The 16,893-nt window shown below is 70.4% G+C and carries 14 protein-coding genes; 9 read left to right on the forward strand and 5 right to left on the reverse strand.

Annotation, left to right across the window (positions count from 1 at the left end):
- Positions 1-24: 24 nt before the first annotated feature.
- The 7 genes from AMK34_RS00615 to AMK34_RS00645 all read left to right on the forward strand — a co-directional run bounded on the left by AMK34_RS00615 (position 25) and on the right by AMK34_RS00645 (position 10,107).
- The gene (locus AMK34_RS00615; RefSeq protein WP_037344462.1) at positions 25-306 is read left to right on the forward strand and encodes a PAAR domain-containing protein; all 282 of its coding nucleotides are present in this window, start codon (positions 25-27) and stop codon (positions 304-306) included.
- A gap of 1 nt (position 307) precedes the next feature.
- Complete coding sequence (locus AMK34_RS00620) at positions 308-718, forward strand: GPW/gp25 family protein (RefSeq protein WP_037344464.1); 411 nt, start codon at positions 308-310, stop codon at positions 716-718.
- Positions 718-2,679 carry a putative baseplate assembly protein gene (locus tag AMK34_RS00625; protein ID WP_073842285.1) on the forward strand — a complete coding sequence of 654 codons (1,962 nt, stop codon included), beginning with the start codon at positions 718-720 and terminating at the stop codon, positions 2,677-2,679. Before AMK34_RS00620 ends, AMK34_RS00625 begins: the two co-directional genes overlap by 1 nt.
- A complete protein-coding gene (locus tag AMK34_RS00630; protein WP_073842286.1) occupies positions 2,676-3,215 on the forward strand; it encodes a phage tail protein in 540 nt (179 codons plus the stop codon). Before AMK34_RS00625 ends, AMK34_RS00630 begins: the two co-directional genes overlap by 4 nt.
- 3 nt (positions 3,216-3,218) lie before the next feature.
- A complete protein-coding gene (locus AMK34_RS00635) occupies positions 3,219-4,193 on the forward strand; it encodes a zinc ribbon domain-containing protein (RefSeq protein WP_073842287.1) in 975 nt (324 codons plus the stop codon).
- Positions 4,194-4,204: 11 nt separating this feature from the next.
- Positions 4,205-8,203: a DPP IV N-terminal domain-containing protein gene (locus AMK34_RS00640; protein WP_143202305.1), complete on the forward strand. Its 3,999-nt coding sequence runs from the start codon at positions 4,205-4,207 to the stop codon at positions 8,201-8,203.
- Positions 8,204-8,787: 584 nt separating this feature from the next.
- Complete coding sequence (locus AMK34_RS00645) at positions 8,788-10,107, forward strand: COG1470 family protein (protein ID WP_038515054.1); 1,320 nt, start codon at positions 8,788-8,790, stop codon at positions 10,105-10,107.
- Between the two features lie 7 nt (positions 10,108-10,114).
- Here AMK34_RS00645 and AMK34_RS00650 read toward each other — a convergent pair whose 3' ends face one another.
- From AMK34_RS00650 to AMK34_RS00660, 3 genes are all read right to left on the reverse strand, one after another.
- Positions 10,115-10,738 (reverse strand): response regulator transcription factor, encoded by a 624-nt coding sequence (locus tag AMK34_RS00650; protein ID WP_038515053.1) that lies wholly within the window; start codon positions 10,736-10,738, stop codon positions 10,115-10,117.
- 99 nt (positions 10,739-10,837) lie between these two features.
- Entirely contained in the window at positions 10,838-11,488 is a 651-nt protein-coding gene (locus AMK34_RS00655) for a response regulator (RefSeq protein WP_073844463.1), read from the reverse strand.
- Between the two features lie 5 nt (positions 11,489-11,493).
- Positions 11,494-12,171: a sensor histidine kinase gene (locus AMK34_RS00660; RefSeq protein WP_073842288.1), complete on the reverse strand. Its 678-nt coding sequence runs from the start codon at positions 12,169-12,171 to the stop codon at positions 11,494-11,496.
- Between the two features lie 363 nt (positions 12,172-12,534).
- Here AMK34_RS00660 and AMK34_RS00665 point away from each other — a divergent pair, with 363 nt between their 5' ends.
- Positions 12,535-13,302 carry a dioxygenase family protein gene (locus tag AMK34_RS00665; RefSeq protein ID WP_038515049.1) on the forward strand — a complete coding sequence of 256 codons (768 nt, stop codon included), beginning with the start codon at positions 12,535-12,537 and terminating at the stop codon, positions 13,300-13,302.
- Between the two features lie 526 nt (positions 13,303-13,828).
- On the opposite strand, the gene AMK34_RS00670 is transcribed toward AMK34_RS00665, so the two are convergent.
- Both AMK34_RS00670 and AMK34_RS00675 read right to left on the reverse strand, forming a co-directional pair.
- Complete coding sequence (locus AMK34_RS00670; protein WP_073842289.1) at positions 13,829-15,064, reverse strand: RNA polymerase sigma factor; 1,236 nt, start codon at positions 15,062-15,064, stop codon at positions 13,829-13,831.
- A complete protein-coding gene (locus AMK34_RS00675; RefSeq protein ID WP_037348370.1) occupies positions 15,061-15,435 on the reverse strand; it encodes a YciI family protein in 375 nt (124 codons plus the stop codon). The genes AMK34_RS00670 and AMK34_RS00675 overlap by 4 nt, the downstream gene beginning before the upstream one ends.
- Before the next feature lie 266 nt (positions 15,436-15,701).
- Between AMK34_RS00675 and AMK34_RS00680 the strand changes: the two genes are divergently transcribed.
- On the forward strand, positions 15,702-16,892 hold the full coding sequence (locus AMK34_RS00680) for an NAD(P)/FAD-dependent oxidoreductase (RefSeq protein ID WP_073842290.1): 1,191 nt from the start codon (positions 15,702-15,704) through the stop codon (positions 16,890-16,892).
- Position 16,893 lies beyond the last annotated feature (1 nt).

Below are 16,893 nucleotides of genomic sequence, written 5' to 3' on the forward strand. Positions count from 1 at the left end.
ACAGATCAACTGAGGGGAGCGGGCATGCCACCAGCCGCGAGGGTCGGCGACCCGACCGGGCATCCGGGCGTCATCGCCGGACCCGGTGTGCCGACCGTGCTCATCGGCGGGATGCCCGCCGCCACCGTCGGCACGCTGCACACCTGCTCGTTCCCGCCGCCCGCGGTGCACCCGCCGACGCCGATCGCGCCGCCGGGCTGCCCGACGGTGCTGATCGGCGGCCTGCCCGCGGCGCGGATGGGCGACCTGGCCGCCTGCGGCGCGCCGATCGTCCTGGGCTGCCCGACCGTCCTGATCGGAGGCTGACATGGATTTCCTGGGCAGGGGGCTGGCGTTCCCGGTGCGCACCGACGCGACGGGCTCGATCGCCTTGGTCGGCGGCGAGCGCGAGGTGGTCGAGAGTATCCGGCTGATCCTGGCCACCGCTCCCGGTGAGCGGCCGATGCGCCCGGAGTTCGGCTGCGCCGTGCACGATCTCGTGTTCGCGCCCGCCGACTCGGCCACCGCGGGGCAGATCGCCTACGAGGTGCGCACCGCGCTGGAGCGGTGGGAGCCGCGGATCACGCTCACCGACGTGGTGGTCGGGTTCTCCGAGGCCGAGCGCGGCACACTGCTGATCGACATCAAGTATCAGCTGCGCGGGACCAACGACCCGCGCAACCTGGTCTTCCCGTTCTACGTCATCCCACCCCACGAGTCCATTCAGGACGGTGCGTGATGTCGCTGCCCATGCCCAACCTCGACGACCGCCGGTTCCAGGACCTGGTCGACGAAGCCAAGTACCTCGTCCAGCGCAACTGTCCGGAATGGACGGACCACAACGTCTCCGACCCCGGCGTGACGTTGATCGAGACGTTCGCGCAGATGGTCGACCAGGTGCTCTACCGGCTCAACCGCGTGCCGGACCTGCACTACCTGCGGTTCCTCGACCTCATCGGCGTGCGGTTGTTCGCGCCGACCGCCGCGCGGACCGACGTGACGTTCTGGCTCTCGGCGGCGCGGGACGTCCCCGTGGTCGTCTCCGCGGGGAAGCAGGTCGCGAGTGTGCGCGACGAGGTCGAGGACCCCGTCGTGTTCACCGTGGAGCGCACGCTGACGATCGTGCCGTGTTCGCTCGCGGGCCTCGCCACCGGCGACGCCGACCCCGGTGTGCCGCCGGTCGACCGCACCGACGAGCTGCTGGTCGGCGGCGAACCCGCGTGTTTCGCCGAAAACCCCGCGCCCGGCGACATCGTCTACTTCGGACTGTCGGACGCCGTGCCCGGGTGCGCGGTACTGCTGCGGATGGACTGCGAGGTCGAAGGGCAGGGCGTCGATCCGCACGACCCGCCGTGGGTGTGGGAGGCCTGGGACGGGCACGGCTGGGCCGCCGGCGAGATCGACCGGGACAGCACCGGCGCGTTCAACCGGCCAGGGGACGTCGTGCTGCACGTGCCGCCGGGGCATACGGCGTCGGTGCTCGCCGGTCGGCACGCGGGCTGGATCCGTTGCCGCTTGACGGAACCGAAGCAGAACCAGCCGTTCTTCCAGCGATCGCCGCGACTGCGTTCGGTCGAGGCGTCGACCATCGGCGGCACGGTCGGCGCGGTGCACGCCGAGGTCGTGCACGGCGAGATCGTCGGCACCTCGGACGGCCTGCCCGGACAGCGGTTCCCGCTCGGCAGGCGTCCGGTGGTGGCGGGCGGGGACGAGCTGATCGTGGAGGTGTCCGGTCCCGACGGCTGGCAGGAGTGGACCGAGGTGTCCTCGTTCGCCGAATCGGGCCCGGATGACCGGCACGTCCAGCTCGATCGGGTCGCCGGTGAGATCGCGTTCGGCCCCGCCGTGCGCCAGCCCGAGGGCGGCGTCCGGTACTACGGCGCCGTTCCGGCCAAGGCCGCCGCGATCCGGGTGCCCGCCTACCGGGCCGGCGGCGGGCGGCGCGGCAACGTCGCCCGTGAAGTGCTCGAGGTGCAACGGGATCCGATCCCGTTCGTCAGCACCGTGGTCAACCGGCGTCCGGCGACCGGCGGGGTGGACGGCGAATCGGTACGGGACGCGGCGGTCCGCGGTCCGTTGCTGCTGCGCACCCGCGACCGCGCCGTCACCGCCGAGGATTACGAACAGCTCGCGCGCGAAGCGGCGCCCGAGGCGGCGAGGGTTCGTTGTGTACCCGCGCACGGCCCCGACGGCCGCGAGACCGGCGCGATCCGCGTCCTCGTCGTGCCCGCCGTTCCGGACACCGGCGAGCTCAAATTCGCGACGTTGATGCTCGACCCCGGGATGCGGACCCGGATCGAGCGGTATCTGGACGAACGTCGCTGTGTCGGCGCCCTCGTGTCCGTGGAAGCGCCGTTCTACCACGGCGTCACGGTCGTCGCCCGGCTGCGGTCGCGCCGCCGGACCAGCCCCGGCACCCTCGGCCCGCGGGCGACGCAGGCGCTCTACGACTACTTCAACCCGCTGACCGGCGGGCCGGACGGCGACGGCTGGCCGTTCGGGCGGCCGGTGCATTCGGGCGAGGTTTTCGCGGTGCTGCAACGGCTTCCCGGTGTCGAGATGGTGGAGGACGTACGCCTGTTCGCGGCCAATCCGGTCACGCGGGAACGCGGCGAGCAGGTCGCCCGGCTCGATCTGCCGCCCCACGCGCTCGCGTTCTCGTTCGGGCATCAGGTCCGGGTCCGGGAGAGTGACCGATGAGAGCGGCCGTACCCGGGCTGCCGAGCCCGCATCCGATCGGCGAGCAACTGCCCTCGGTCTACGCCGAGGACCGGTTCGTCCAGGGCTTCACCGGCGCGCTCGACGAGGTGCTCGCACCGGTCTTCGCCACGTTGGACAACTTTTCCGGTTACCTCGACCCGAACCTGGCGCCGGAGGACTTCGTCGGCTGGCTGGCGCATTGGGTGGCGTTGCGCGTCGACGAAGGCTGGAGCCCGGTCCGGCTGCGCGAACTCGTGACCCGATCGGTCGAACTGCATCGGTGGCGCGGTACCCAGCGCGGGCTCGCCGAACACGTACGGCTGCTGACCGGTGGCGCGGTCGAGGTGACCGACAGCGGCGGGGTCGTGGCGTCGCCGGAGCCCGGAGCGCCGCTCCCGGATCCGGGGCCGCCGTGGGTCCACGTGCGCGTGCGAGTGGCCGATCGGAGCCGGATCGACGAACGGCGGCTGACGGCGACGGTCGTGGACGCGGTGCCCGCCCACGTGCGGGTCACGGTGGAAGTGGTGGAGGGGTAGCGGATGGTCATCTACCGGGAATGCGGGCATCAGGGCCCCGCCGACGTCGAGTTCTGCGGCGAATGCGGGCGGTACCTGAAATGGGACGACGAGGAACCCGTCGCGGTGCGTCAACCGATCGCCCAGGCCCAGGTCGTGCAGCCGGCCGAACCGCTCGCGCCGGTCCGGCAGCCGCAGCAGCGGACGGTCGAGGAGCAGGTCCTCAAACCGGGCGACCTGATCTGCGGCAGATGCGGCAAGGGCAACGTGCCCACCCGTAACTTCTGCGGTCGCTGCGGCGCGTCCCTGGCCGAGTCGGAAGTCGTGAAGACGTCGTGGTGGCGTCGGCTGTTCCGCCGCGGACCCCGGGAGCACAAGGCGGGGGAGCGGCCGGGCAAGGACGGCGTCCGCCGCCGCGTCGGCCGGGCCGGTGCCGCGCGACGCAGCGTCGGCAAGGCCGTCCGCCGGGTGATCGCGGTGATGCTGGTGCTCTCGGCGCTGATCTACGCGCTGTACCAACCGTTCCGGGGTGCGATCAACACCGCCGCGGTCGGCCTGTGGAGTCAGGTGACGGGGATCTTCGAGACGAAGCTGAACCCGGTGCGTCCGAGCAAGGTGACCGCGAACGCGCAGTCGCCGGGCCATCCGGGGAACCTGGTCAGCGACAACGCCAAGAACACCTTCTGGGCGGCGACCGCCCAGGGCGAACCCGTACTGGTGTTCACCTTCGACCATCCGGTGGATCTGCGGAAGGCGATCGTGCATTCCGGCAACGGCGCGAACTTCCAGGCCGCGCACCGGCCGAAGACCCTGCATCTCGTGTTCTCCACCGGCAAGACCTACGACATGGTGCTGGCCGACACGCCGGACGCCCAGGAGATCCCGATCGAGAACAGCGCGGGCGCGTCGAGCGTCGAGCTGCACGTGGTCGGGCTGCATCGCTCGCTGGACGGCATGGACGTCGCGATCTCCGAGATCGAGCTGTTCGAGGCCGGCTGAGGAAGGACTGGATGACCATGCGCCCGAACCGAGCGGTGGCGGCGATCGCGTTCGTCGCGGTGCTGGGCGGAGCGGCGATCACCGGGGTGCTCGCGCCGACCGCGGCGCAGGAGCCCGCGCCTCCCGCCGCGCCCTACCGCGTCGGCTACGTCAGCGCCGCGACCACGGCCCTGTTCCAGGCCTCCGGCGCGGCACTGCCCCCGGGCGCCGGGGGCGTCGATTCCGACGCGTCCGCGGGCAAAGGCGGCCTGGTGTGGGTGAGCAAACGGGCCGTCCGTGACGGCGCCGAGCGCGACGGCGAGATCTGGTATCTGCGCGACGGCACCAAGGTCCCGGTGCGCCTGACCGACGACGCGACCGTCGACACGCATCCGGCGTTGTCGCCCGACGGTTCGTCGGTCGCGTTCGTCTCGGAACGCACGGGCAGCAAGGACATCTTCGTGATCGGCGTCGACGGCCGCGGGCTGCGCCAAGTGACGTCGGGACCGGCCGCGGACGATTCGCCGAGCTGGTCGCCCGACGGCGGCCGTCTCGTGTTCAGCGGTACCGGCGAGGATCCGGCCGGTGACCTCTACACCGTGCCGTCGGGCGGCGGCGCGCCGACGCGCCTGACCAACGACCCTGCCGCGGACACCCAGCCCGCCTGGGCGCCCACCGGTTCCCGGATCGCGTTCACCACCACCAGATTCGACCCGGCCGGGGATGTCGTGGTCATGGCCGACACCGGCGGCGCCGTCACCCGCGCGGTCCCGGAGCCCGGTGACTCGTCCGAGCCCGCGTGGTCACCGGACGGCGTGCGGCTGGCCTTCACCACCCGGCAACCGGATCCGCTGGGCGACGTCAAACAGGTCGCGGGTGGTCAGGTCTCGGTGATCTCCGCGTTGTCCGGTGTCGGCGAGACCGAACCGACCTTCCGCGCCGACGGGCAGCCGGTGTTCACCCAGCTCCGCGGCGGGGCCACCACCGACATCTGGAGCGCGGACGCGCGCGGCGGCGACCGCCGCGACCTCACGAACCGGCCGGACGCGGACGAAGCCGATCCCGCCTTCTCCCCGGACGGGACTTCGCTGGCCTACACGGAATTCGGCACCGGCGAGAGCCGGAACAGTCAGGTCGTCGTGGCGAACGCCGACGGCGGCGCGCCGCGACCGCTGACCGCGGCCGAGCGCGGCAAACGGGAGCGTCATCCGGCATGGTCGCCGGACGCGACGAAGATCGCGTTCACCCGGACCGTGTCGGCAGGCGAGGGTTCCGACAGCTTCGTGCGGATCGTGCGCGTCGCGGACGGCCGTGTTCTCGGCGACATCCCGATCCCGGCGCATCTGCGTGGCGACGACTCGCAGCCGGTCTGGTCGGCGGACGGGGCCAAGATCACGCTCACCCGGGCCGCCACCCGGATCGGGCCGCCGGGACCGTCCAGAGTGGACCCCGCGACGGTGGACGTGCCGGTCGGCCGCGGCGGGTCGGCGCGGATCGCCAAGACGGTGCAGACCGACCGGATCCGGTCCCTGCCGGACGTCGTCCTGCTGATGGACCAGACCGGCTCCATGGGCGGGGTGATCGAAGGGGTCAAGACGAACCTCGGCACGGTCATCGACAGCGTGCGGGAACGGGAGAAGGAAGCGAACTTCGCCGTCGTGGCCTTCGGCGACGCGAAAGACCCGGCCCCGCGGCCGTTCTACGTTCAGCAGCCGCTGACCCCGGCGGGTACCGAGGCCGAACGGAAGCTGCTGTCCGACGCGTTCGCCCGGATCAAGGCGGACGGTGGTGGAGACACCGCCGAGGATTGGCTGCTGGCCTTGCAGAAGGTCGCGACCGGAGCCATCACCTTCCGCCCGGGAAGCAGCCGGGTCGTCGTCCTCGTCGGCGACGCCGCGAGTCACGAGACCCCGCCGAGGGCGGAGGTGATCGCCGCACTGAACGCGGCGAAGATCAGCGTGGTGGCCGTTCCCGCGGTCACCGGCGGGTCGAGCACCGATCCCGACCGCGGTCTCGACGCGCGGGGACAGGCGACCGCGGTCACCAGCGCCACCAACGGTGTCCTCACGCCCGACACCGACGCCGGCCGGATCTCGGAGGCGATCATCGCGGGTATCGGTGATCTCCCGGTCAGCGTCCAGCCGGTGAGCTTCTGCGATCCCGGCCTCACGATGACGTTCGATCCCGCGGGGCCGCAGAGTGTTCCGGGCGGCACGAACGCGCGGTTCACCGAAACGGCGACGGTGTCCCAGACGGCCGCTGTGGGTTCTTTCCTGCGCTGCCGCGTGGAATTCCGGTTGAACGGGGAGCCGACCGTGCGGCCGGGATACACCGAAAACGTCACCGTGCGCGTCAAGGATCCGGCTCTGCCCCTGATCACGCTGCACGACCGGACGGTGACCGGAACCGGCCCCACGGTGATCGAGTATCCCGCGACCGCGGTGGACGTGGACGGGAGCCCGCTCGAGCCGAGCTGCACTCCGTTGTCCGGCAGCCTGTTCCCGGTCGGGGCCACCACGGTGACGTGCACGGCGCGCGGGAAGAACGGCACCGCCGTCGAGACCGCGGTCATGGCCGTCGCCCCGCCGGGAGAGGAGCGGCGGAAGCAGTTGTGGCAGGTCACCCTGACCCAGCCTTCGCCCGACGTCGTCGTGCCGGGAGACCAGCGTGACCTTTCGTCGCTGTTCGGGCCGGGTTGCGGGGCCGGCGTGGAAAGCGCGGCGGACGTCTCGCCGGACGGGGCCACCCTCGCGTTCCAGAGCGGCAACGCGCTGGTCTGCGTGGCTCCCGCCGACGGGGGCGCGGCCCGGATCCTGGTGCAGCGCATGGGATACGTCGACGATCCGGCCTGGTCGCCGGACGGCGGTCTCGTCGCGTACACGAACTCGCCGGGCGAGTCCCCGCCACGGATCGCGGTCGTTCCGTTCACCGGTGGCGACGGCCGGATCCTCATCGACGGCCCCGGTGGTGCCTCGCAGCCCACGTTCCAACGGATTCCCGATCTCGCGGTGAGCACGAGCGCCGTACCCACCGCGATCCCGTTCGAGGGGCTCACCACGTTCGAGTTCGTCGTGACCAACCGCGGCGCCACCGCGTCGCCCCTGGTGGGGCTGTTCGTCCGGCTGACGGCCGGACTGCGACCGGCGGCGGTCCTCCCCACCAAGGGCACCTGCACGCCGGAACTGGTGTGCGCGTTCGGCACGCTGGTGCCGGGCGAGGAGGTACGGGTGCGGTTCGGCGCGACCGGTCTGGTCGCCGGAGCGCAGGCGGCGACCGGAACGGTCACCACGGCCGGTCCCGACGCCGACGCACGGAACAACTCCGCCACAGCGGTCGTGACGGTCGGCGAAAAGCCGGCGCCACCGGTGACCCCCGGATCCTTGTCGGTCGGGATGTCGGTCTCGGCGGTCCCGTTGTTCGCCGGCGGTGACGACGTGGTGCTGACCTACTTGGTGCACAACGGTTCCCAGGCCCCGATGCCGGCCGTCCGGCTCGTGACCCAGCTGCCACCACAACTTCCCGCGACTTCGGCCGCACCCGGCTGTGTGCCCGGTGGTGGAAGTTGCGCGCTCGGGACGCTCGGGCCGGGGCAGACGGTGACGGTCCGGATCTCGTTGGCCGCGAAGGCCGCGTTCGAGGGCCAGGTGTCCGGCACGGTGAGCACGACCGGACCGGACAACAACGCCGGGGACAACACGGCGACCGCGCGTGTGGTGGTCCGGCAGCCGGTGGTCGAGCTGGATCCGAAGATCGGCACGCTCGGCTTCGTCCCGCGGGTGCGGGGAACGGACTTCCCGCCGGGCGCGGTGGTCCGGCTGGCCTGGTCGGCGGGCATCTCCGCGCCAGGGCAGGTCACCGTCGGCGCCGATGGAAGATTCGAGGCGTACTTCCTGATCTTCCACCACGACCTGATCGGCCCGCGCACGGTGAACGTGACCTCGGTCGGCGGCCCGAAATTCGGGACGGCGGCGTCGAATCCGATCCTGGTCGTGCTCCGCACCCTGCAACCCCCGTTCATCACCCGAGGCTGAGGGGCCGCGTCGTGAGTGGCGTTTCGGCTTCTAACCCGAAACGCCACTCACGACCACCTGGACCGATCGGCCGCACTCGCGTGATCGACGCCGGAACTCACGTGATCGAAGGCGGAACTCGCGAGTGCGGCCTCCAATCACGCGAGTCACGTCCCTGATCACGCGAGTCACGCCTTTGCGCACGCCGCGCCCTGTGCGCCCAGTCCCCGTTGGTGAGGCAGGCGGGGCAGTGAAGCTCATGCCGGCTGTCGTCTTGGGTGAGTGGGGAAGATTCCGGCCGTCCAACGTCCGGGATCTTCCCCACTCGGTCGTCGCTCCCACGCAGGTCGGACGTAGGTAGGCACAGAGCACACGGTTGGCTCTAGCCCGAAACGCCACTCACGGCCAGTATCCGGCCGGGGCGAAGGCTCCCTTCGCCGCATCGGATGCGGTGAAGGGAGCCTTCAGCCCACTCGTGACAGCATGAAACCGCTCAGACAGCTTCCGAGCACACCGGCCACTGCCCCTATGGGCAACGACCGGCGCACGGCCGCACACCCGTCCGCTGCTGCCGGTCGTCGCGCCGGACGCGCAGACTTCCGGGTATGGGAGCAACGGCGACGCTGTCCGAGGCGGGTCTGGTCGCGGAACCGGGCCAGGAGATCAGCTGCTCGGTGACCATTCGCAATGCCGGCCGGGTCGTCGATCAGTTCGCGATCGAGGTGGTCGGCGATCCGGGTGCCTGGGCCACCGCGGAACCGGCGACGGTGAACCTGATGCCTGGGGAGGCGGGGACGGTCGTCGTGCGGTTCTCGCCGCCGCGGTCGTCCGACGTCCGGGCGGGCCAGATCCCGTTCGGTGTCAGGGTTTTCTCGAGCGAGGACCCGGCTGGGTCGGTGGTCGAGGAAGGCAGCATCCAGCTCGGCGCGTTCACCGAGGTGACCGCCGAAGTCGTTCCGGCGAAAGTGGAGGCCGGTTCCAAGGCCGATTTCGAAGTCGCCGTCGACAACCGCGGCAACCATCCCGTCGCCGTCGAACTGAGCGCGCTCGACCCCGAGGACGAGCTCGACTTCCAGCTCGAACGGAACCGGGCCGACCTCGCGCCGGGTACGGCCGCGTTCGTCCGCCTGCGGGCCCGGCCGCGGAAACGGTTCCTGCGCGGGCAACCCGTCCGGCACCGCTTCCAGGTGTTCGTCGTCGCGGACAACGCCGAACCGCTCAAAACCGAAGGCACCATGGTGCAGCGGCAGTTGCTGCCGAAGTGGTTGCTGCCTGCACTGGCCGCGCTGCTGGTGTTGCTGCTGGCCCTGGTGACGCTGTGGTTCACCGTGCTGAGGCCCGCGGTGAAGTCGGCCGCCCGCGAGGCCGCGCAGGAGCAGAACCAGGAGGTGATCAAGGCCGCGCAGGACGCCGGTGGTGCCGCAGGGGAGGCGAAGAAGGACGCCGTTCAGGCCAAACAGAACTCCGAAGACGCGATGAAGGCCGTCGGGCTGACCCCGCCTCCGGACGGCGCGCCGCCCGGGCCCAGGGCGTCGAACGGTGTCCCGAACCCGGCGGGCAACGCGAACGGGACACCGACCGACTTCCGCGTGGCGGCGGACGCGGCGGTCGACTCGAACGTCAACCGCTTCGCCGAATTCCCCTACGCCGTTCCGGATGCCGCGAAGACACTGGTCGTCACCGACCTCATCCTGCAGAACCCGCGTGGTGACAACGGAACCCTGCGGCTGTTGCGGGATTCCGGTGGCACCAAGACCGTTCTTCTCGAAGTCGGCCTCGCGAACTTCCGCGACCTCGACCACCACTGGTTGCAGGCATGGCGGTTCGCCCCCGGGGAGAAGATCGTGCTCGCGGTCAGCTGCCAGACGCCGGGAGGCGGCAGCCGGTGCACTCCGTCGGTCTCCTTCTCGGGCCGCATCGAATAGACGTGGATCAGATCAATCCCTCGCGCAAGGCGAACGCGACGGCGTGCGCGCGGTTGCGGAGCTGGAAACGGTTGGTGATGTCGTGCAGGATCGATTTCACCGTCCGCTCGGAATAGCTCAGCTGGTCGGCGATCTCCTTCGTCTCGAAGCCGTCGGCGACCATCCGCAGCACCTTGGTCTCGCGTTGGGACATCCCGGCCAGATCCCAGCCGTTCGGTTGCAGCACGTCCCGCTGCAACCGGGACACCCTGGACAGCAGGCGGCCGAGCAGATCCGGCGGCAGCGCGCCTTCCCCGGCGGCCGCGGCCTTGACCAGCCGCACCAGGGTGTCGGGGGTGGCGTCGGCCCGCCGGATGATCGCGGAGACACCGTTGCCCACGACGTCCAGCAGCTCCGAGTCGTCCACCTCCCCGGCGACCAGGACGACCCCGGCGCAGCCGGCGCAGTGGAGGCTGCGCAGCAACTGCCGTGCCTCCTCGTTCAGCCGCTCGACGATGACCAGTACGACGGCCGGCTCGTCGGTGTCGTCGGCGAAGCGGATCTCAGGGCGTGCGCGCAGCGCGGCGGTGACACCCGCGTGCGTGATGGTGTCGGTGGCATGGAGCAGCACCGGGATCTGGTCGACGAGCATCGATGAACCCCTCCCGCGAACGGCGTTTCGTCATTCCCAAGGATCGTGCGGACGGGGTGTCGCGAACAGGGATCCGGAGTCCCGATATGTCCCGCTTTGCTACTCCGATCGAGCGACGCCCGCCTTTCTGATCTTGGCGATCGCCTGGGCCCGGTCGGTGACCTGGAGCTTGCGGAAGATGTGGGACACGTGGTTCCGCACGGTTTTCGGGCTGAGCACCAGCTGGTCGGCGATGGAGGCGTTGCCCATGCCCTGCGCGATGAGCCGCATGATCTCCCGCTCGCGCGCGGTCAGCTTCGGGAAGGACTCGTTACGCGGGGATTCCGTGCCCAGCAGGGAAAGCACCTGGGTCGCGATCGCCGGGCTGAAGATCGCCTCGCCGTCGCCGATCACCCGTACCGCGCGGACGACCTGCTCGTTGCGTGCACCCTTGAGCAGGTAGCCGCGCGCACCCGCGCGCATGGCGGCGAACACCGCGGCTTCGTTCTCGAACATGGTCAGCATGAGCACACCGGTGTGCGGGAAGGCTTTCACGATCCGGCGGGTCGCCTCGACGCCGTCGAGGTCCGGCAGGTTCAGGTCCATGAGGATGACGTCGGGTTCCAGCCTGCCCGCTTGCGCGACCGCGGTGAGACCGTCGGCGGCCTGCCCGACGACGTCGATGCCCTGGGTACCGTCGAGCATCGCGCAGATGGCCGTCCGGAAGGCGGGATGATCGTCCACCACGAGGACGCGAAGCGGCGGGAACATCGCGTTCACTCCTGGGTGGCGAGCGGCAGCCAGGCGGCGATCCGGGTGCCGCCCGAGGGCACCGGCTCGACCACGCAGCCACCGCCGAGATCGACGGCGCGTTCCCGCATCGACCGCAGCCCGGTCCCGCCGACCACGGGCGGCGGCTCCCCGCCCGTCCCGACCCCGTCGTCGACGATCTCCACGCGCAGGTCGCCGTCCAGCGGCCAGAGGCGCACCGTGCACTGCCGGGCACCGGAGTGGCGGGCGATGTTCACGAGCGCCTCGCGGATGATCCGGTAAGCGGCGACCTCCACCGCGGCCGACAGCGGCGGCAGCTCGCGGCGGACCTCGACGGTCACCGCGAGTGGTCCGTGCTCGGCGGGTACCCGGTCGGCGAGCATGCCGGCGTACCGGCGCACGGCCGTGACGAGGCCCGCCTCGTCGAGCGCGGGCGGGCGCGCGTCGGTCACGATGCGGCGCAGTTCGGTGATGGCGCCGTAGAGCTCCTCCTCCAGCCTGGAGAGGAGACGCTCGGCCCCGGCTCGGTCACGGACGAGCAGATCACGGGCCGCGCGCAGGCCGAGCACGGCCACGGCGAGGGTCGGCCCGACGCCGTCGTGGAGGTCGCTGAGCACCGTCCGGAGCCGGTCCTCGTACCCGGCAGGATGAACGACGTCGGTGACGACGAATGTCCGGCGCATTGTCTCCCCCGTCGGGCGGTGGCGCGGCTCGGTGGTGCGTAGCGTGCTGGTCACTCGCTGTACTAGTCGCGGAACCCGCTCCCGGCGTTTCCCCGCCTGCCGCGAGTTCAGGTAACGGTTTGGAGCCGATGCGGACGCCTGCCCCGGCGGCCGCGAACCGTGCGGCGGCGAAATGCCGTAATAGGGGTTCGAGAATTCGGGTCATAAAATGATGGTGCTCGCTTCGAAGTATGATGCGCGCGAGTGAACTTTCTCGACAGTGGACGGGCCGTCACGGACAATCGGTTCCGCGCGGCACCCTGCGAGCAAATCCTTCTGTTGCGCTCAGTTCCCTGCTCCCATCATTTGGCGAAAAGGAACCCTATGCATGACGATGACGAACCAGTAGGCCGGGTGCTCGGCAGGCGGCAGGCGTTGATTCTGCTCGGCGCCGCCGGTGCGACACTCGCCGCCGCGGGCTCCGCCACGGCGAGCACCACCACCTCCACCGAGGGCACTCCCGAGGTCTGCACGCTGGATTGTGTGGTCAAGCCAGAGCAAATGGAGGGTCCGTACTTCGTAGACGAGCGGCTCAACCGCTCCGATATCCGCAGTGAACCGTCCACCGGACAACTGGTTCCCGGTACCCCGCTGGTAATCAATTTCACCGTTCAGCAGGTTCGCCAGCAGCAGTGCACCGCGCTGTCGGGGGCGATGATCGACCTCTGGCAGTGCGACGCTTTCGGGCTGTATTCGGACATTCCGTCCCAGGGCAGCCGCGGCCGCCGTTTCCTGCGCGGTTATCAGAACACCGACCAGGCGGGCACGGCCCGGTTCACCACCATTCTTCCCGGCTGGTACACCGGACGCACGCTGCATATCCACGTCAAAATACGCACCATCGGAACCAACGGCCGCCCGTACGAGTTCACGTCGCAGCTCTACTTCACGCCCGAGTTCGGCGCGGCCTATCTGCGGACAGACCCGTACCGGCGGAAAGGCCCGGCCGACACGACCAACAGCCGGGACTCGATCTACCGCAACGGCGGATCCCAGATGCTGCTGCGTCCACAGCAGTCCGGAACCGGCTACACGGCGGACTTCGCCATCGGGCTCGACCTGTCGAACACGCAGGTCGGCCGTCCCGACTAGCCCGCCCGACTCGGTCCGAAGGCTCCCTTCGTCGCATCAGAGGCGGCGAAGGGAGCCTTCGGCCCGGTGACTCAGATCGCGGCCCGGGCAGTCGCTCACCGGTCAGGGCGGCCGCTCGGATGTTCTTGTCCGTCGCGGCGGGGCTTTCCAGCACGGCGTGACGCAGGTTCCGCGCCACGTCTCCGTGGTCGGTTTTCCGTCCCTCATTGAGAAGGAAGCCGGGGAACCGGTAGCCGAACCGGTGCAGCGACCTGGTCCCGGTCTCCAGCTGGCCGTCGCGCAGGACGAAGCCGAAGGCGTTGGCGAGCCGGTTGACGATGTTCCAGACGAAGGTGGCGTCGATCGAGCCGGGATCTCGGCTGACGGCCTCCAGAAACGTGCGGACGGCCGTGAGCTCGGCGTGGGTGACGGCGCAGAACGGGCATTCGTGCAGCCGTGCGGTGGACATGGCGAGGTATTCGCGTTCGCCGGCGGTCCAGTGGGACGGCCCGCGCATCGCGTCGGCCGTGGTCGAGAATGGACAGTCTCATCGGGACTCCACGGTGCCGAGTTCGGCCAGCCGCTTGGTGAGATAGCGCCGGTCGGCGGGTTTGACGGCGAGTGCGTGCGCGCGCCGGTACGCGGCCGCGGCGTCGGCGCTCCTGCCGAGACGCCGTAGGAGATCGGCGCGGGCGGCGTGCAGGAGGTGGTACCGGTCGAGGCCCTCGATGTCGTCGATGAGCACGAGGCCGTCCGCCGGGGTGGTGGCCATGGCGACCGCGACCGCGTGGTTCAGGGCGACGACGGGGGAGGGGCTCAACTCCAGCAATCGTTCGTAGAGTCCGGCGATCCCCGCCCAGTCCGTCTCGTCGGCCGTCGGCGCTTGGGCGTGCAGCACGGCGATGGCGGCCTGCAGCTGATACGGACCGGGGTTTCCGTGGCGCAGCGCCCGGTCGAGCAGCCCGACGGCCTCGGCGATCTCGGCCCGGTCCCATCGCGACCGGTCCTGGTCGGCGAGCAGGACGACGTCCCCGTCGGGCCCGTAGCGTGCCGCGGCGCGGGAATCCTGCAGCAGGAGCAACGCGGCCAGGCCGAGCGCCTCCGGCTCGTCGGGCATGAGCGCGGCGACGAGTTCGGCGAGCCGGATCGCCTCCCGTTGAAGCTCCCGGAACTCCGGCTGGTCGCCGTCCGCGGTGTAGCCCTGGGTGAAGATCACGTAGACCACCGCGAGGACTCCAGAGAGCCGCTCCGGTAGAAGGTGATCGGCGGGAACGTCGAGGCTGATCCCGGCGTCGCGGATCTTGCGTTTCGCCCGCACGAGTCGTTGTGCCAACGTCGCCTCACCGACCAGGAACGTGCGCGCGATCTGCCCCGCGGTCATCCCGGCAACCGCCTGCAAGGTCAGCGCGACCCGCGCTTCCTCGGCCAGCGCGGGATGGCAGCAGGTGAAAATGAGACTGAGCCGCTCGTCCCCGACGCCGAGCAGGCTTTCCTCTCCGATGTCCATTCGCGCCACCTCCGGCGGAAACCCCAGCTCGGCGAGTTTTTCCTGACCGCGGCGCGCTCGGCGCAGCCGGTCGATCGCGCAGTTGCGCGCCGCGGTCAGCAACCAGGCCACCGGATCGTCCGGAGCCGCATCACCCCATTTGCCCACGGCGAGCGCGCACGCGTCCTGCAGGGCGTCCTCGGCGAGTTCGAAGTCGCCGAGCACCCGGACCAGCGCGGCGAGCATCCGGGATCGATGCTCGCGATACGTCTCCGACAAGACCGGCGCCGACGTCATACGCCGGTCGCCGCCCGGTGGTCGAGAGCGGGCACTCCGGCGATCGGGCGCACCTCGATCGTGCCGTCTTCGGCCATCGGGCACAGCGCCGCCAGCTCCAGCGCCACATCGAGACCGGGACAGTCGAGCACGTAGGTGCCGCCGAGGTGTTCGTGGGTTTCGGGGAACGGGCCGTCGGTGACGAGCGTCTTGCCCTCGCGGACCCTGACCGTGGTCGCGGTGTGCTCGCCCTGCAGCGGATGCCCGGACACGAAGGCGCCGCGGCGGCGGCACTCGTCGGCGAACGCGTTCACCCGGGCCAGTGCCTCGGGGAAGCGCGGGTCCTGCGGCTCCGGGCGATCGCAGTTGTAGATCAGCAGCATGTACAGCACATGTCCTCCACTCGCCGGTGTCGATCTGTCGAAGAGGATGACGAACGGGTCGACGGTAACTCGACAGTTCACCGGTTACCGCGTTGAGACCGACATCGACTGTGTGGATTTTGGGGCGTTGGATGACCAGAAATCCACACAGTGCCCGTGAGGACTTGACCGCCGAAGATAATAAGACCAAACTTCATTGGCGAAAAGAAGTGCTGCTCGCGGCCCTGGCGACGGCGGCAGCCGACCTCCTGACCGGACCCTTGAGGAGCGGATAAGTGGAATCGCCGACGTTTGTGATCATCGGTGCCGGCCTTGCCGGTGCGAAGGCCGCGGAAGCCTTACGTGACAAGGGATTCGACGGGCGGATCGTGCTGCTCGGCGACGAGGGGCAGCGTCCGTACGAGCGGCCGCCGCTCTCGAAGGACATGCTCACCGGAAAAGCCGACAGCGCCTTCGTGCACGACGAGGGTTGGTACTCCGGCCACGAGATCGACCTGCGGCTCGGCGCCCGCGTGACCGCGATCCACCGGGCGGCCCACGAGGTCGAGCTCGCCGACGGAACCAGGGTCGGCTACACCAAGCTGCTGCTGGCGACTGGGGCCGAACCTCGCGTCCTGCCGGGTATGGAGGGCGCGCTCACGCTGCGCCGCCTCGGTGACTCCGAGCGGCTGCGGCAGGTGCTGGCGACGGGGTCCCGGCTCGCCGTGGTCGGCGCGGGGTGGATCGGTCTCGAGGTCGCGGCGGCGGCCAGGCAGGCCGGTCTCGACGTGACGGTGCTGGAAGCACTCGAGTTGCCACTGCTGCCCGTGCTGGGGCCCGACGCGGCCAAGGTGTTCGCGGACCTGCACACCACGCATGGCGTCGACCTGCGGCTCGGGGCCAAAGTGGCCGGAACGGGCGCGAAGCACGTCAGTCTCGCCGACGGCGCCCGCGTCGATGCCGACGCCGTCCTCGTCGGGATCGGCGCGGTCCCGAACACCGCGCTGGCCGAAGCCGCCGGACTGACGGTGGACAACGGCGTCCGCGTCGACGCGCACCTGTGCACCAGCGACCCGGACATCTTCGCCGCGGGGGACGTCGCCAACGCCGATCACCCGTTCCTCGGCCGGGTCCGGGTGGAGCACTGGGCGAACGCGCTCAAACAGCCCGCAGTCGCGGCCGCCGGGATGCTCGGCAAGGACGAAACCTACGACGAACTCCCGTATTTCTTCACCGACCAGTACGACCTCGGGATGGAGTACCTCGGCCACAACGCCGGTCACGACCGTGTCGTCTTCCGCGGCGACGTCCAGGCCCGGGAGTTCATCGCCTTCTGGCTCAAGGAAGACCGGGTGCTGGCAGGGATGAACGTCAACGTCTGGGACGTCGGCGACCCGATCAAGGCCTTGATCCGCGGCGGACGGCCGGTGGACCCCGACCGGCTCGCCGACACCTCGGTGCCACTCGCGGAGGTCGCCGTCGGCTGAA

The organism is Amycolatopsis sp. CB00013 (assembly GCF_001905755.1).
In the GTDB taxonomy this organism is placed as follows: Bacteria; Actinomycetota; Actinomycetes; order Mycobacteriales; family Pseudonocardiaceae; genus Amycolatopsis; species Amycolatopsis japonica.

Bases quoted from the DNA above. Each gene is read 5' to 3' on its own strand.
- AMK34_RS00615 (WP_037344462.1), top strand. From the start codon at position 25: ATGCCACCAGCCGCGAGGGTCGGCGACCCGACCGGGCATCCGGGCGTC.
- AMK34_RS00660 (WP_073842288.1), bottom strand. From the start codon at position 12,171: ATGCGCCGGACATTCGTCGTCACCGACGTCGTTCATCCTGCCGGGTAC.
- AMK34_RS00670 (WP_073842289.1), bottom strand. From the start codon at position 15,064: ATGACGTCGGCGCCGGTCTTGTCGGAGACGTATCGCGAGCATCGATCC.
- AMK34_RS00650 (WP_038515053.1), bottom strand. From the start codon at position 10,738: ATGCTCGTCGACCAGATCCCGGTGCTGCTCCATGCCACCGACACCATC.
- AMK34_RS00625 (WP_073842285.1), top strand. From the start codon at position 718: ATGTCGCTGCCCATGCCCAACCTCGACGACCGCCGGTTCCAGGACCTG.
- AMK34_RS00645 (WP_038515054.1), top strand. From the start codon at position 8,788: ATGGGAGCAACGGCGACGCTGTCCGAGGCGGGTCTGGTCGCGGAACCG.
- AMK34_RS00655 (WP_073844463.1), bottom strand. From the start codon at position 11,488: ATGTTCCCGCCGCTTCGCGTCCTCGTGGTGGACGATCATCCCGCCTTC.
- AMK34_RS00635 (WP_073842287.1), top strand. From the start codon at position 3,219: ATGGTCATCTACCGGGAATGCGGGCATCAGGGCCCCGCCGACGTCGAG.
- AMK34_RS00630 (WP_073842286.1), top strand. From the start codon at position 2,676: ATGAGAGCGGCCGTACCCGGGCTGCCGAGCCCGCATCCGATCGGCGAG.
- AMK34_RS00665 (WP_038515049.1), top strand. From the start codon at position 12,535: ATGCATGACGATGACGAACCAGTAGGCCGGGTGCTCGGCAGGCGGCAG.
- AMK34_RS00620 (WP_037344464.1), top strand. From the start codon at position 308: ATGGATTTCCTGGGCAGGGGGCTGGCGTTCCCGGTGCGCACCGACGCG.
- AMK34_RS00640 (WP_143202305.1), top strand. From the start codon at position 4,205: ATGACCATGCGCCCGAACCGAGCGGTGGCGGCGATCGCGTTCGTCGCG.